The sequence below is a fragment of the Streptomyces sp. NPDC048269 genome (genome assembly GCF_040652395.1).
In the GTDB taxonomy this organism is placed as follows: domain Bacteria; phylum Actinomycetota; class Actinomycetes; order Streptomycetales; family Streptomycetaceae; genus Streptomyces.
In genome coordinates this window covers 1-14,973 of sequence record NZ_JBEZLW010000019.1, presented here as the reverse complement: position 1 = coordinate 14,973, position 14,973 = coordinate 1, and the positions used below count along the sequence as shown (strand labels likewise).

14 protein-coding genes and 1 pseudogene are annotated in these 14,973 nt (G+C 67.2%); 9 read left to right on the top strand and 6 right to left on the bottom strand.

What is annotated here, in order from left to right; all coding sequences use genetic code 11:
- The first annotated feature begins 47 nt into the window (after positions 1 to 47).
- On the top strand, positions 48 to 440 hold the full coding sequence (locus tag AB0D48_RS21375) for a hypothetical protein (RefSeq protein ID WP_362398990.1): 393 nt from the start codon (positions 48 to 50) through the stop codon (positions 438 to 440).
- On the opposite strand, the gene AB0D48_RS21370 is transcribed toward AB0D48_RS21375, so the two are convergent.
- Entirely contained in the window at positions 397 to 1,005 is a 609-nt protein-coding gene (locus AB0D48_RS21370; RefSeq protein WP_362398987.1) for a hypothetical protein, read from the bottom strand. The two genes, AB0D48_RS21375 and AB0D48_RS21370, sit on opposite strands and share 44 nt — an antisense overlap.
- Positions 1,006 to 1,256: 251 nt before the next feature.
- On the opposite strand from AB0D48_RS21370, the gene AB0D48_RS21365 reads away from it, so the two are divergent.
- The gene (locus tag AB0D48_RS21365; RefSeq protein WP_362398984.1) at positions 1,257 to 2,825 is read left to right on the top strand and encodes a recombinase family protein; all 1,569 of its coding nucleotides are present in this window, start codon (positions 1,257 to 1,259) and stop codon (positions 2,823 to 2,825) included.
- A gap of 1,530 nt (positions 2,826 to 4,355) precedes the next feature.
- Here AB0D48_RS21365 and AB0D48_RS21360 read toward each other — a convergent pair.
- From AB0D48_RS21360 to AB0D48_RS21350, 3 genes are all read right to left on the bottom strand, one after another.
- A complete protein-coding gene (locus tag AB0D48_RS21360; protein ID WP_362398981.1) occupies positions 4,356 to 5,192 on the bottom strand; it encodes an ETEC_3214 domain-containing protein in 837 nt (278 codons plus the stop codon).
- Between the two features lie 244 nt (positions 5,193 to 5,436).
- On the bottom strand, positions 5,437 to 6,444 hold the full coding sequence (locus tag AB0D48_RS21355; RefSeq protein WP_362398978.1) for a methyltransferase domain-containing protein: 1,008 nt from the start codon (positions 6,442 to 6,444) through the stop codon (positions 5,437 to 5,439).
- Positions 6,445 to 6,619: 175 nt separating this feature from the next.
- Positions 6,620 to 6,769, bottom strand: a complete 150-nt coding sequence (locus AB0D48_RS21350) for a hypothetical protein (protein WP_266996804.1) — start codon at positions 6,767 to 6,769, stop codon at positions 6,620 to 6,622.
- A 795-nt stretch (positions 6,770 to 7,564) separates the two neighbouring features.
- On the opposite strand from AB0D48_RS21350, the gene AB0D48_RS21345 reads away from it, so the two are divergent.
- The 3 genes from AB0D48_RS21345 to AB0D48_RS21335 are packed head-to-tail and all read left to right on the top strand — an operon-like array spanning position 7,565 to position 9,169.
- Positions 7,565 to 7,819: a hypothetical protein gene (locus AB0D48_RS21345; protein ID WP_362398975.1), complete on the top strand. Its 255-nt coding sequence runs from the start codon at positions 7,565 to 7,567 to the stop codon at positions 7,817 to 7,819.
- A complete protein-coding gene (locus AB0D48_RS21340) occupies positions 7,791 to 8,306 on the top strand; it encodes a DUF6879 family protein (RefSeq protein ID WP_362398972.1) in 516 nt (171 codons plus the stop codon). Before AB0D48_RS21345 ends, AB0D48_RS21340 begins: the two co-directional genes overlap by 29 nt.
- A gap of 14 nt (positions 8,307 to 8,320) precedes the next feature.
- Positions 8,321 to 9,169 carry a helix-turn-helix transcriptional regulator gene (locus AB0D48_RS21335; protein ID WP_362398969.1) on the top strand — a complete coding sequence of 283 codons (849 nt, stop codon included), beginning with the start codon at positions 8,321 to 8,323 and terminating at the stop codon, positions 9,167 to 9,169.
- Between the two features lie 92 nt (positions 9,170 to 9,261).
- Here the strand turns inward: AB0D48_RS21335 and AB0D48_RS21330 are convergent, their stop codons facing one another.
- Positions 9,262 to 10,941, bottom strand: a complete 1,680-nt coding sequence (locus AB0D48_RS21330; RefSeq protein WP_362398966.1) for a fumarate hydratase — start codon at positions 10,939 to 10,941, stop codon at positions 9,262 to 9,264.
- A 148-nt stretch (positions 10,942 to 11,089) separates the two neighbouring features.
- Here AB0D48_RS21330 and AB0D48_RS21325 point away from each other — a divergent pair, with 148 nt between their 5' ends.
- The 3 genes from AB0D48_RS21325 to AB0D48_RS21315 all read left to right on the top strand — a co-directional run bounded on the left by AB0D48_RS21325 (position 11,090) and on the right by AB0D48_RS21315 (position 12,979).
- The gene (locus AB0D48_RS21325) at positions 11,090 to 11,740 is read left to right on the top strand and encodes a DUF1707 domain-containing protein (protein WP_362398963.1); all 651 of its coding nucleotides are present in this window, start codon (positions 11,090 to 11,092) and stop codon (positions 11,738 to 11,740) included.
- 62 nt (positions 11,741 to 11,802) lie between these two features.
- Positions 11,803 to 12,402, top strand: coding sequence for a TIGR03086 family metal-binding protein (locus AB0D48_RS21320; protein ID WP_362398960.1), 600 nt, complete (start codon positions 11,803 to 11,805; stop codon positions 12,400 to 12,402).
- Between the two features lie 247 nt (positions 12,403 to 12,649).
- Positions 12,650 to 12,979, top strand: coding sequence for a WhiB family transcriptional regulator (locus AB0D48_RS21315; RefSeq protein WP_362399285.1), 330 nt, complete (start codon positions 12,650 to 12,652; stop codon positions 12,977 to 12,979).
- 136 nt (positions 12,980 to 13,115) lie between these two features.
- On the opposite strand, the gene glpX is transcribed toward AB0D48_RS21315, so the two are convergent.
- Positions 13,116 to 14,147, bottom strand: coding sequence for a class II fructose-bisphosphatase (glpX, locus tag AB0D48_RS21310; protein WP_054221849.1), 1,032 nt, complete (start codon positions 14,145 to 14,147; stop codon positions 13,116 to 13,118).
- 199 nt (positions 14,148 to 14,346) lie between these two features.
- Here glpX and AB0D48_RS21305 point away from each other — a divergent pair.
- Positions 14,347 to 14,859 (top strand): annotated as a pseudogene (locus AB0D48_RS21305) (DUF4245 domain-containing protein); the annotation flags it as partial.
- Between the last annotated feature and the right edge of the window lie 114 nt (positions 14,860 to 14,973).

Below are 14,973 nucleotides of genomic sequence, written 5' to 3'. Positions count from 1 at the left end.
GACGTTATCCGGATGCGTGGGCCACCCCGGTACCGCATCCTGCCCGGATGGCCGAACAGCAGATGTACGCGACCTTGCACTGCGAGCCCTGCGCGGAGTGCGTCCAGGAGCAGTGGCAGTCCATCGGCGACGGCCGGCTCCGCTGGGAGGGGTACGCGTACTGCCCGCGCTACGCCGTCCAGGCGTGCGAACGCGGCCGGGGCGTACCGCCACCGTGGATCCGGGAGCGCATCATCGCCCGGGAGGGCGCCGTCCACCTGCCGGTCGGCGGGGCCGACGGCGTGCCGATCGCGCTGCTGCGCCGGGTGTACGGGCTGACCCTGGCCGAGGTCGTCGCCGCGCGGACGACGGGGTGGCAGGCCACCCCGGTCGAGGCGCGGCTGCTCATGGAGTCGGTCAGGACGCCGGCTCGGGCCGGGGGGCCAGCGGGGCCGGGGTGACCTTGAAGCCGCCCTTCGTGACCTCCGTGAAGGGGGCCGGAGCCATGCACGTGCCCACGCGGGGCTCGGCGGCCGAGCCGTCGGGCTTCACGTCGACGTTGGCGATGGCCCACGAGAAGCCCACCCGGTCGGGGCCACCGCGTTCGCCGTCCTGGACGCTGATCCCGATCCGCTTGCCCTCCCAGCCGACGTTCGAGGACGTGACCACCGCGGTGATCGTGGCGGTCTTGCCGCCGGTGACCATGCAGTCCACCTCCGCCTCGGCGACACCGGTGGAGCCTGTCTCCGGCCAGTAGTGGTAGACGGTCACCCGGCCGCGCGCGTCCGTCGGCAGCCCCTTCTCGCCGCCCTGGGCCGGGAAGGGCCTGGTCCACGGGTCCGACTCGGCGTCGACCGTGAAGCGGATGTCGTCCTTGGGGGAGTAGGGGAAGAAGATCGCGCCTCCCCCGTGCACGGAGGCGAGCTTCGCCGCGGCCGGGGCCGCCGGGGCGGGGGCCGCCGCGACCAGGGTCGCCACCAGGGCGGCCGATCCGGCGAGGGCGAGGGCGCGCGTGCGGTTCTTCATCGTGAACTCCCGTATCGGGTGGGCCGTTTGGGTACGGGAACAGCCTCGCCCGGAGCCCGCCGGTGATCCATCTGCCGATCGGAGGACATGCGCGAGGGCCCCTCCCCCGAACGGGGGAGGGGCCCTCAGGCTGTCGCGCTACAGGCCCGGACCGCGCACCGGGATGTGGGTGAACGTCGGCTCCGGGGCCGGGTTCTGGAAGAAGTCGTTCGGCTTGTTCTGGTCACGGGAACTCCAGTAACCTCCGGGCCATGCTCAAGCATCCGAGGGTCCTGGGGAACGTCCGCCTGTCCATCCTGAAGGACGACACCACCAGCCCCGAGAAGCAGCGCCATGCCGTGGAGCACTGGGCTGCCGGTCCGGCCGTCGGCGGCCGGATAGTGGGCTGGGCGGAAGATCTGGACGTGTCCGGGGCGATGCATCCGTTCAAGCGTCCCGGCCTGGGTCCCTGGTTCACGGAGCGGGCGGACGAGTGGGATGTCTTGGCTGTCTGGAAGCTCGACCGGCTCTCCCGCCGTGCTGGCCATTTCGCCGAGATTGTTGATTGGTGCCGTGAGCACGGCAAAGCGATCGTCTCGGTCAGCGAGAGCATCGACATGAGCACCCCCATGGGGAAGATGTTCGCCCAGATCATCGCGGCGTTCGCCGAGGGTGAGCTGGACACCATCCGCGCCCGCGCGCTCTCAGGCTCTCAAGCCCGTAAGGCCAAGGGTGTTTGGATCGGTGGTGTGGAGCCGTTCGGATACCACTTCGAGCGGCAGGAAGGTGGCGGGAAGAAGCTCGTTCAGGACCCCACCTACGCGGAACTGTTCCGTGAGATTGTGGAGCGCCTGAAGGGTGACTGGTCTTCCTACAAGATTGCGGTTGATCTGAATAAGCGCGGTGTCCCTACGTGGAGGGATCATCTGCGCATCGTGAAGGGCGAAGAGCCGAGGGCTGTCGCCTGGACGGCAAACGCTATTCGCGCCATAGTGATGAATCCTACGGTGGCCGGTATTTACACGCACAAGGGCGAGAATGTCGTAGATGAGAACGGCGAGAACGTTCGCATCACCGATGACGCCCTAATGGAGTTTGCGGAATGGTCCGACTTTGTTGCGGCGCTCAAGAGCGACCGCCAGGTTAGGCGCGCTACGCCTTCGCGGTCGATGCTCGGTGGTGTGGCTATCTGTCAGAGTTGCGGTGCGCGAATGTCTTCCAACAAAAAGGTGAAGCCGAATGGCACCGTGCACCACTACTACGGCTGCAACAATGTCAATACCGGTACGTGTTCTACCCCTAGCCGTATCCGTAGGGATGACCTCGACACGGCTGTTGGATCGTTTGTGAAACTCACCCTCGGGCCGCTGCCTGTCATGGAGCGTGCCGGAAATTTCATCAGTGAGGCCAAGACTGAACTCGCCGAGACCGAGGCTACCCTGGATCGCCTCGAATCTGATTACCTCGCCGGACGTCTCAAGACCGATGTTCAGATTGAGCGGTACTGGGGGCAGCATGAATTCCAGTCGAAGAAGGTAGAGCGACTGAGGGAAGAAATCAAAGCAGCCGAGAGTGTCCCGGCCTGGAAGGAAACAGGGCGCACCTACTCTGAGGAGTGGGCCACCAAGGATGATGAGCAGAAGCGCGTATTCCTGCAACGCCACGCGATTGCCGTGACCGTAGGAAGTGCGGAGGACGGTTCCCGTCGCGTACTCGTCCGCGTACCTGAGGTGGCCGAGATCGCCGATGAAACGGGCCTCCACGTCCCTGAGGGATACGAATGGACCTCCCCGGAGGCCGAGTTCATTCTTCCGGCCCGGAGGGCGTACACACGGAAGTAGCTAGATCGATCCATCGCAGCTCCACTGAACCCCGTTGCGTGTAAACGCTACGGGGTCTCTTCATGCCCTCGGTGTTTAAACGGCCTTCCTTGAGTCCGCCACCCCTTCGGGAGTACAACTCAGTCACCAGCCAAACCCGGAGAGGACACTTCGGTACCCGCATGACTAATCGCTCCGATGCCGCTAAGGCACGACACGGCCAATGGGTCTTCATCCTGGCCACGGCCGAGGCTCCCGTGGCCGACGCTCTCAGGACTCACAGGCTCACGCGCAAAGATGCGTGGCCCAACTTCACTCGCTTCCTCATAGCCGTCGGTACCCGCTGGGGAACCTGGGGAGAGGAGATACGGCCTTCCCTCGACCGAATCCAAGAGGCAACCGGTATCGACAGGTCGAAGGCCAGTCGATGGCTTCACACTGCTGTATACCTCGGCTTCCTTGACGTGACCTTTAAAGGCTCCCGTGGAGTCGCCACGACCTATCGAATCGCCATCCCTGGCGAAAAGGCAGAGAAGGCAACTCAGGCCCTCTTCCGCGCCCCTCGGGTGCCCAGGCCGGCTGAGGATGGGGAAAGGCGCCCTGCGAGCATTCCAGGGCCGCCTAGGGAGCCCGTTCCGAACGAGACCCGCACGCTCAATTGGGATGACCTGAGCGGAGATGCTCAGGCAGTGTTCCTGTCGGCTCCGGCCGAGCGGCAGCAGCATTGGAAGCCCGAATACGGCTGCTACGACACCGCCGCTACGGCGGCCGTGGCGCATAACCCGTATCTCCCTGTGTAACCCCCCTGTCTCTCAGGGGGTGCCCTATGGGATGGAGAAGTAGTGCCACTGTTTCATAACGGTGGTGCTGCTGTCTCGCGGCTACAGCTTTGCTGTTTCACACTCCCGGGCTTTCTGATACGTAACTAGTAACTAGGAACTACAGACCCCTACGGGGTCTGTTAGCTACTCGCAAGCTCGTAGCTATCCCCTGGCCGTTCGAAGAGCGGGCGGGAAGCCAGGCTCCCTAACGGGGCCTGACTCGGCCAAGGCTGAAAACTCGCAGTCTGCGAGAGCAGAGCGAAGAGCTCAGTAAGAGACTCCTTCGGCCTAGGAGCCTCAGGAGCCTTCAACAGCCAAGGCAAGCGAACGACTCCCGATAAGGAGTCGGAGTTGAAAAGGGTGCACCCCCCTTTCGGTAGGGCACCCCAGACGGCCGAGGAGTGGCTTAGGCGGCCCGTGGAGGCCGCAGGCACTCGGCATTCACCCAACTCCGCTTCAGTCTGCTCTCAACTCCTCTAGCGGCCGCTTAGGGCCGCAGCGGCTTCCTCCTGCCCGGGGTGGGTCGGAAACTCTGAGGCTGACGACTTCTGCACCCGCCGCCTTCCCTCGGCGTGCGAGCGCGGGGGTTCGCCTGGGTTCGTGGGAATCCGGAGGGCTTCGGATACAGACGCGGGCGGCCGCCCAGGCCGCTGACCAGCATGGATACCGCCGCGCGAATCACAGAACTGATTCGAGCAATTAACTATGGCGGTCGTAATCGGGACAACGCTTAAACAAGGTTGTTCCGATCAATTCCAGGGATGACTGGATAGTAAGTGACGAGTTTTTGGTCGAGGGCGGTCTCAACGAAGGTGTTCACCACCGTCGCGGACAGAAGAGCAAGCCCTTGCTTGTCGACCTTTTCCATCTCGACCGAGGGGAATCCGTTGAGGTACTCAGCTTCCGCCTGACGTCCCTGCCAACCACCCCATGCACGTTCAAGTTCCTGCCCGGGTGGACGAGAGTGGATAGGGCAGCTCGTATTCATACCCCAGGCAAACTCTCGAAAGTAGCTTGCGGTACCTGCCTTCGCAACCTGGAGCACGGCCGAGGTCCAGGAGCCGGTCATAGTGATGTTCGACCTCAGAGTCCCGCCCTGCTCGCCAGAGGGAACGACGTCCTTCATGGAAGTTTTGTTGAGCACAACGGGAAGGTCAACCTTCCGCCGCACAGTGAATGTTGGGTTGAAATCCTTGCTGCACGAAATAACCATGTACGTCATCGCGACTTGCGACGAATCGGAAATAACTTCCACCCAGTATTCCTCGCGCGGATGGAAGATGGACTTCACGAATTTTGACTCGTCAGTCTTAGGCCTGTAGACGGGATTCCCCAGCTTCTCCTTAAAACGCTCAAGCGTCTGTCCGGCTCGGAGTTCGCGCAGCTTCCGGTACTCCGCAGGTCGCCAATCGGTAACCTGTTCCCTAACTACCACGGTGGCCGTTACCAGCGTGCTCACCGCTGTGACCAAACTCGACAGAAATAGCAAAGCTACGAGGAGGATGTTCCGCTTCGTGAACTTCTGGAACCGCTCCGCCGTGTTCTCGCGCTCATCGTTACTGCTCATGTCAGTCGACGCTAACTGAGCAAGCCCGGGGCCGCCTCTCCATTGGGCCGATAGGAGGGCGAGCAGCCTGCATGAAGCGGCGGCCAACAGCACTCAGACAAGCCTTAAGAGAGGTTCCAGCTATGCCCGGACCGCCCCCGACCCCTTCGAGGCTGGTCGAGCTGAGGGGGGAATCCTTCGAAGAAGAAGCTCACTGAAGACCCCCCAATGCCTGCTGGAGGATTCTTTTTACGTTTGTCCTCCGCTATTGAGAGTGGTGAACCGATACGGGGTTGCTCGGGGAGTCGAGCCACGCCCGTCGGCCGTTGCTGTCTGCTGTCAGGCCGAAGCGATCGAATCCGGGTCGCCCTTGCTCTCCCCACCAGCGGTAGGCGGCTTCTGTCTCGTCCCACAGCTTGCGAGGGCCGGACTGGACTACGTCGTACTCCTGCCGCTCAGGCTCATAGTCGGCCGAGGCCCACGACTGCATGTCGGTGCTGTACGTCCACAGCGTGTAGGCGCCACCGTCGTAGCGCTCTGCCGTCCAGAACGCCCCGGGCACGCGGAGCCCGATCACGAACTGTTCCACCCATCCGCCGACCTCGGCGGGGGAGAGCGCCGTCGTGCTCCTGTCGCCGTCCGCGGGCCATTCCTGGCCCTTGAGGTACTCGTCATGCGGGGGCTTGTTCTGGCGCTGCTGTCGCAGGCGCATGAAGGCGCTGGAGCGGGTGAAGTGGCCGCTCGCCGTGCCGTCGTCGTTCACGATGAGTCGGACGATCGCCTCGCCCCCGTACTCCGTCCCCCAGGGGGTGACGACGACCCCGCCGGTAACGGTCTGCTCGACCCATGCGGAGGGAACCTCACCGATTGAGCACGTCGCGATGACGCGGTCGTACGGCTCACTTCCCGCGTAGCCCAGCCGGCCGTCTCCTACGATCACCAGGGGGGAGAGGCCAGCGGCCCGAAGGTTTCTGCCCGCCCCCTTGGCTACTTCGGGGTCGAACTCGATGGAGACCACGTTCCCGCGCCCGAGCCGGTGTGAGAGGAGACCTGCGTTCCAGCCCGTGCCCGTACCGATCTCTAGGACCCGATGACCGTGCCTGACGTCGAGATCGGCCAGCATCGAGAACACCATGTGTGGTTGGGAACTGGAGCTGCTCGGGGTCGTGCCGAGGCCGTCACCCGCATGGTTGCCGTCGTCCCACTGGGTCGTGAGGGGGATGTTGGAGAACACCGTGCGGAACCAGGCATGGGGGTCCGTGGTGCGGTCCACCAAAGGGTTCTGTCGGGCGCCGTCAGGGATGCCCGGCCAAATGCGGTCGGGCACGAACAGGTCTCGGGGCACTGCCTTGTATGTCGGCAGCCAATCGGAGTGCAGAGCGCCCGACTGGACGAGCGCGGAGGCGAGCCCCTGGGGCCCGCCTCTTCTGTGCGCGCGGTCATCTGACCTACTTCTTCGCGGGGCCGGAGCCGTCGGAGGAGTTTCCGCCGCTACCGGTGTCGGTGCCGCCGCCTCCGTGTCCGCGCCCGCTGCTGCCGTCGTCCTGCTGACTGCCGCCCTGGCCGCTGCCCGTACCGCCGCCGTGCTTTCCGCTCACTGGTTCCTCCTCGGCAATCGGTTTGATGAACGTGCGACCCGCCCGGTGAGGAGCGGGGGTCTGTGCTGGACTGTGCGCCGTCAGGCGCGTGCTCCTCGGGCGACTATCAGCGCCGCGGTTCAGGTCCACGCGACCGCTCCGAGGGGGACCAGGACGGCAGGAAAGCGCGAGGGCTGCGCGCTGCCGTCCCTCACTCGTCCACCCGCAGGACGAGTGCCACGTCCGTGAACTTCCGGGTGAATTTGTCGTGCCCGGTCAGTCCGGTGTGGGCCATGCATTGACGGTCGACGTCGGCTACATCCGAACTCTCGGATGCCTGCCAGCAGCATTCACGCCGCTGGCAGGACGCAGCCGCGTTCACTTGGCCCTCGGGGTGCCTGATGATCCGGTGCTGCGCGTACCGGAGAACGCGTCTCACCGGCGGGCCCCCTCGGGCACGCAGCTGGTGTGCCAGTAGGCAACGGCGGGACTCCCGTCCGACCGCCCGAGCATCCCCCGCCGGGCAGGCCGATCGAGCCGGATGGGCTTCTTGCATGCGGGGCACGTCTCACGCTTCGCCGTGTAGGTCACGTACTCCCACGCCTGTTCCGCCGTCTGCCCGGTGCCCGCCATGGCGTCCTCCCGATCGCTTCCGAAGTCGACGGAACGAACCTAGGCGGCGGCTGGAACGAGACTCCATAAACTTGCATGACCTTGCACGGCAATTCGCATGGCTGGTAGCGCTATTGACGTCGTATCGGCTGCTCAGAGAGGCTCATGCAAGCCCGAGCAAGCACCTAGACCAGGGAGCCGGCCATGGCCGTACAGTTCGTCGGCATCGACCCGAACACGGACCGGGACCACTGCCCCACCGTGTGGGCGGACGCGGAAGCTCAGGAGATCTTGTTGCAGGGATGGAAGCCGAGCGTCGAGACTCAGGCGGAGTGCGAGGCGAGCAGCCCCGCGAACGGGCCGGTCCCCGACAGCGAAGCCATCGTGAGGATTCCGGCCCGGATGATCCCGATGATCAGGGAGGCGTGTGATGCCGTCGAGCGTGCCCAGCTTCGCTGAGCTGCTTGGCCAGTGCGTGCGATCCGCTGTCCATCTGGAGCTGCGCGACTCCTACGCCTCGACTGATCGGTTCGAGGCGTGGAAGCGCGGTGAACGGATCAACTGGGAGGACCGCGAGTCCTGGTGGCATCCCTACGATCAGTTGATCAAGGACACCGTGGCCCGTGGCGTAACTGTCCGCCGAGCCCGGGTGGTCTCCGAGCCAGTATCGGATTACATCCGCTGGGAGCACTACGTCACCCACGCCAACGTCACGGCGGGCGAGGCAGTCCGGTGGCTGCCACGCCGCCGGGCAACGAGCATCCCCCTGCCGGGAAATGACTTCTGGCTGTTCGATGGCGCTCTTCTCCGTGTGCACCACTTCTCCGGCGACGGAGCAGCGGTCGAGGACGAGATCACGTCCGACCCGGAGACCGTGAAGCTGTGCTCCGCTGCCTTCGAAGCAGTCTGGGAGCGAGCGATTCCGCACCACCAGTACGAGATCTGACGAAAGCCAGCTCCATGCCCCCACACCCGTCCTCAAGCGTGCAGAAGGCCCGCGAAGACCTCGCCGGCCATCTGCGCGAGATCCGAAGGGATGCGGGCATCAGCGGGCGGGAGCTGGCCGTCAGGTGCGGCTGGTCAGAGTCGAAGTCGTCCCGGATCGAGAACGCCAAGACACCACCCTCGGACGCAGACATCAGGGCGTGGTGCCGAGCCTGCTCCGCCGACCATCAGGTCCCCGACCTGATAGCGGCAAACAGACAATCAGCCGATGCGCACGTTCAGTGGAGACGACTTCAGCGGAGTGGTCTCCGCCGCCTGCAAGAGTCCACGGGGGACCTGTATCAGCAGACCAAGGTGTTCCGGGTCTACGTCTCGGACGTGATCCCCGGATTCCTCCAGACACCTGGATACGCCAGTGCTCTGCTGTCATCCATCGCAGACTTCCGGGGAACCCCGGACGACGTGAGTGACGCCGTGGCGGCCCGCATACGACGAAACGCGGTGCTGAACAATGGCGCCCGACGGTTTTCCTTCGTGCTGGAGGAAGCCGTACTGCGGTACCGGATGCGCAGTCCGGAAACCATGGCAGCCCAACTTGGTCACCTGCTCGGGGTGATGGATCTCCAGAACGTCGCCGTGGGCGTCATCCCGTTCTCGGCGCAACGGACCGTATGGCCCATGCCGACCTTCACGATCTTCGATGACACCAGGGTGCACGCGGACACGCTGGACGCCGCTTCCACGCTCACTCAGCCGAGTCAGGTCGAGCTGTACGCCCGGGCCTTCGACCGGCTCTCACAAGGGGCTGTGCGGGGCGCTGCGGCACGTTCTCTCGTAGCGGGTGCGTTGGCAGCCCTGGACTGAGCGCGGTCGCATCCAGCCGGGCGCGTGACCGCTGATCAAGCAGAGAGCCCCCGGCGGGTGCCAGGGGCTCTCAACAGGTGTTGCTACCGGGATCAGCCGAGGCCCGGACCCCGGACGGGGATGCTGGTGAACGTCGGCTGCTCGGGTTCACGCGAAGTGAAGAAGTCGTTGCCCTTGTCGTCGACGACGATGAAGGCCGGGAAGTCCTCGACCTCGATCTTCCAGACCGCCTCCATGCCGAGCTCCTCGTACTCCAGGACCTCGACCTTCTTGATGCAGTCCTGGGCCAGCCGCGCCGCCGGGCCGCCGATCGAGCCCAGGTAGAAGCCGCCGTGCGAGCCGCACGCGTCGGTCACCTGCTGCGAGCGGTTGCCCTTGGCCAGCATGACCTTGGAGCCGCCCGCAGCCTGGAACTGCTCGACGTAACTGTCCATGCGGCCGGCCGTCGTCGGGCCGAAGGAGCCGGAGGCGTAGCCCTCGGGGGTCTTCGCGGGGCCCGCGTAGTAGACCGGGTGGTCCTTCAGGTACTGCGGCATGCCCTCGCCCGCGTCCAGCCGCTCCTTGATCTTGGCGTGCGCGATGTCGCGCGCCACGACCAGCGGGCCGGTCAGCGACAGGCGGGTCTTGACCGGGTGCTCGGTCAGCGTCGCCAGGATCTCGTCCATCGGCTGGTTCAGGTCGATCGAGACGACGTCCGAGGCCTCGCTGAGGTGCTCGTCGGTCGTCTCGGGGAGGAAGCGCGCCGGGTCCGTCTCCAGCTGCTCCAGGAAGACGCCCTCGGCGGTGATCTTCGCGGTGGCCTGGCGGTCCGCCGAGCAGGACACGGCGATGGCGACCGGCAGGGACGCGCCGTGGCGCGGCAGGCGCACGACGCGGACGTCGTGGCAGAAGTACTTGCCGCCGAACTGCGCGCCGATGCCGATCTTCTGGGTGAGTTCGAAGACCTGCTGCTCCAGGTCGAGGTCGCGGAAGCCGTGGCCCAGGGCTGAGCCCTCCGTCGGCAGCTCGTCCAGGTAGTGCGCGGAGGCGTACTTCGCGGTCTTCAGCGCGTGCTCGGCCGAGGTGCCGCCGACCACGATCGCCAGGTGGTAGGGCGGGCAGGCCGCCGTACCGAGCGAGCGGATCTTCTCCTCCAGGAACTTCATCATGGAGGCCTCGTTGAGGACCGCCTTGGTCTCCTGGTAGAGGAAGGACTTGTTGGCCGAGCCGCCGCCCTTGGCCATGAAGAGGAACTTGTACGCGCCGCCGTCGGTCGCGTACAGCTCGATCTGCGCGGGCAGGTTCGAGCCGGTGTTCTTCTCCTCCCACATGGTGATCGGGGCCATCTGCGAGTACCGCAGGTTCAGGCGGGTGTACGCGTCGTAGATGCCGCGCGAGAGCGCCGCCTCGTCGCCGCCCTCCGTCAGGACGTTCTGGCCGCGCTTGCCCATGACGATCGCCGTGCCCGTGTCCTGGCACATCGGCAGGACGCCGGCCGCCGCGATGTTCGCGTTCTTGAGGAGGTCGAGCGCGACGAACTTGTCGTTCGACGAGGCCTCGGGGTCGTCGGTGATGCGGCGCAGCTGTGCGAGGTGGGCGGGGCGCAGGAAGTGCTGGATGTCGTGGATGGCTTCTTCGGCGAGCTTGCGCAGCGCCTCGGGCTCGACCTTGAGGAACGTACGGCCGTCCGCCTCGAAGACGGACACGCCCTCGGCGGTCACCAGCCGGTAGGGGGTGGTGTCCTCGCCCAGGGGCAGCAGGTCGGTGTACGCGAACTCCGGCATTGGGGCCATTCCTCACTCGGCAGACAGCACTGACGACCAATTGGCAGCGCAGTCCACCAGCGTAGAACCTCCCGCCGTGCCCGTGGTTGTGAGGTAAGGCTCACTCGGCTTCGCGTGGGAGTATCGCGATCTATCGTGTCTCGCTATGCTGGGTGCCGTGGACCTGGAAAAGCACCCCGCCGCCCCCGCGCCGGCCCCCGCCGAGCTGCGCGCCTCCGACGCCGACCGGGACCGGATCGCGCAGATCCTGGCCGACGCCCTGGCCGAGGGCCGGCTGACCTCCGAGGAGCACTCGGAGCGCCTGGATTCGCTGTATGCCGTCAAGACGGTGGGCGAGCTGGAAGTGCTCGTACGGGACCTTCCCGCGCCCGGCTCCGGCCACACCTCGCCCGCGTACGCCCCGGGGACCGGCGGGCCCGTCGACACGGTGGTCGCGGTGTGCAGCAGCGCCGCCCGCAAGGGCCGCTGGCGGCCGGGGGCCCACACCCGCGCGGTCTCGGTCATGGGCGACATCACCATCGACCTCACCGAGGCCGTCTTCGAGCAGCAGGTCACCGAGGTCAACGTGACCTGCGTCCTCGGCAACGTCGAGGTCCTGGTACCGGAGAACGTCACCCTGCGCGGCTACGGCAGCGGGGTCCTCGGCAACTTCGAGGTGCGCGGCGAGGGCCGCGGGGAGACCGACCCGCAGGCCCCGGTGGTGATCGTCCGCGGCTTCGCGCTGCTGGGCAACATCGAGGCACGGCCGAAGCCCGGCGCCCGCCTGGTCGATCTGGCCAACAAGCTGCGCAAGCGGCTGGAAGGCTGACCGGCGCGCCCGACGGCCCGGAGCCGAAGGCAAGTGGCCGGAGAGTCCCTAGGATCCGGCCCATGACCGCATCCAAGTGGGACCTGCTCGACCGCGCGCACGAAGCCCTGCGCATCGCCGTCATCGGTGTGCCCGCCGACGGCTGGGACCGGCCGACGCCGTGCGAGCAGTGGAACGTCACCCAGGTGTTCCAGCACGCGGCCGGCGACCAGCTCGCGTACGCCGCCCGCCTCACCGGCGGTCCCGGCCCCTCCGAGGATCCCTTCGCGCCCTCCGGTGCCCTGGCGGGACCCCCGGCGCAGTTGCTGGAGCCGGCGCTCGCCGCCGCGGCCGAGGCCTTCGCCGGGGTCGCGCCGCGGACCGCGGAGGTCGCCGTACCGCTTCCCCCGTTCACCGTGTCCGCCGAGACGGCCGTCGGCGCGGCGGCCCTCGACGCGGCCGTGCACGCCTGGGACATCGCCGTCGCCACCGGCCAGGGGTCACCGCTGTCCGCCGGTCTCGCCGCAGCCCTGCGTCCCGCCGCCAACGCGCTCGCCGAGCCCTTGCGCGGCTTCGCCTACGGCCCCGCGCTGATTACCGGGCCCGGGGCCGGTGCCGGTCCGGACGCCTCGCTGCTCGCCTTCCTGGGCCGGGATCCGGGCTGGGCGCCGCCCGCGGTCTGACGGCATGGGGGCTGCGTCGCAGGAGGGCCGCGGGCAGGCTCGTGGCAGGGGCCGCTGGCAGGGTCGCGTTTCGGACGAACCCCCGCCGCCCGCTGGCACCCAGTGCATAGGGGCGCGCACAGCGGGTAGGGACAGGTGCATCGTCTCTCGCTCGCGTACCCGTCGTCAGGAGTAGACCGTGCCGCATCCGCCGCATCAGTCCCTGCAGGTTGCCGCCGTCCAGAGTCTTCAGGGGCGCGCGTCCGCCGTGCCGAAGCCGCGGGTGCCGACGAGGGAAGAGGACGGCCCATGGCACGCGGAGGCGGTGTGCCGCCGCGACGAGGCGGGCCTGTTCTTCGCCCCTTCCAAGGAGCCCACCGCGGCCCGGCTGTCCCGCGAGGAGGCCGCCAAGCGCGTCTGTGCCCGCTGCCCGGTCATGGTCGCCTGCCGGGAGCACGCCCTGCTCCAGCCCGAGCCGTACGGAGTGTGGGGCGGCCTCACCGCCGCCGAGCGCCGGGTCGTGCTGGCCCGCATGCGGCGCAGGACCGCGGAACTGCGCCAGGCCCCCGGGGCCGACTCGATAGCCGCCGCGGGCTAGGCGACGGTCTTCGGCCCTGTCGGACGCGTAGTCCGGGCGCGCGCCGCCCGTAGCGAGGTACCGGGACAGGAAACGGCAGAGGGGCGGTCCCCGCCGCACACGGTGACCGCCCCTCTTGTCGTGCCCGCCTCCGCGCCTACTGGGCGCGGTCGAAGTCGATCGCGCTGTACGCGCGCAGCTTCGACAGGCGGTGCGTCGAGTCGATCTGCCGGATCGTGCCCGACTTCGAGCGCATGACCAGCGAGGACGTGGTCGCGGTCTCCGAGCGGTAGTGGACGCCGCGCAGCAGCTCGCCGTCCGTGATGCCGGTGGCGACGAAGAAGACGTTCTCGCCGGACACCAGGTCGTTCGTGTGCAGGACCCGGTCCAGGTCGTGGCCCGCGTCGATGGCCTTCTGGCGCTCGGCCTCGTCCTTCGGCCACAGCTTGCCCTGGATCGTGCCGCCGAGGCACTTGATGGCGCAGGCCGAGATGATGCCCTCGGGGGTGCCGCCGATGCCCAGGAGCAGGTCCACGCCGGTGCCCTCGCGCACCGCCATGACCGAGCCGGCGACGTCGCCGTCCGAGATGAACTTGATCCGGGCGCCCGTCTCGCGGATCTCCTTGACGATGCCCTCGTGGCGGGGGCGGTCCAGGATGACCACGGTGACGTCCTCGACGGCCATGTTCTTGGCCTTGGCGACACGCCGGATGTTGACCGAGACGGGGGCGTTGATGTCGACGAAGTCGGCGGCCTCGGGGCCGGTGACGAGCTTCTCCATGTAGAAGACCGCGGACGGGTCGAACATGGTGCCGCGGTCGGCGGCGGCGAGCACGGCGATGGCGTTCGGCATGCCCTTGGCGTTCAGGGTGGTGCCGTCGATCGGGTCCACGGCGATGTCGACCTCGGCACCGGTGCCGTCGCCGACCCGCTCGCCGTTGAAGAGCATCGGGGCTTCGTCCTTCTCGCCCTCGCCGATGACGACGACGCCGTTCATCGAGACGGTGGAGATCAGGGTCCGCATCGCGTTGACCGCGGCGCCGTCGGCGCCGAGCTTGTCGCCGCGTCCGACCCACCGGCCCGCGGCCATGGCGGCGGCCTCGGTCACCCGGACGAGTTCCAGGGCGAGGTTGCGGTCGGGGGCCTCGGGGGAGACTTCGAGCTGGGGCGGCAGGTTGTGCTCGGTCATCGGAGCGCACCTTTCTGTACGACGACGGCCGGGATGTGAGGGTGACTGGAACTCTATCGGTACGTCGACATATTGAGCAGGGCGGGTCACGTATGAGCGGAATATCGGTCAGTCGATTGGCCTGAGCGGACGTCTTGCGCCCCTCGCCGGCGCGCCGCGTCGCCGCCCGGGCCCACCCCGGCGGAGATCGCTCCCGGCGATGCGGGACGATGGTGCCGTGGCAGGTATGAAAGGCAAGCAGACGATCTGGGACATGGTCCGGTCGCTGGCAGTGATCGGCATCGTGGTCGCGGGGATCTACCTCTTCGTCCCGCACGACGAGGACGCCGATCCGACGCGCACGGTCGACTACCGGGTGGAGACGCTCACGGCCCGGCGCGCCGCCCCCTACCCCGTGGCCGTCCCGGTGGGGCTCCCGGCGGAGTGGCGGGCGACCTCGGTGACGTACCAGCGCAAGAACGCCAACGCCTGGCACCTGGGCTTCCAGGACCCCGACCGGCAGTACGTGTCGGTGGAGCAGTCCAGCGACACCTCCGCCAAGTACCTCGGCGAGGTCACCCGGAAGGCTAAGCCGACGGGGCAGACGCAGCAGGTCGGCGACGCGGCGTGGGAGCGCTGGGAGGGCGAGAAGTACGACGCCCTCGTGAAGCAGGAGCAGGGCTACGTCACGGTGGTCACCGGGACGGCCTCCTTCGAGCAGCTCGGCGCGATGGCGGCGGCGCTGGAGTTCACCGCCGAGACGTGGACGACGTACAAGGGGGCGCCCGCCACCCGCGCGAGCTGGATGGCGCGGTGGGTGGCCTCGGCTTCGAGGAGCACCCTGCGG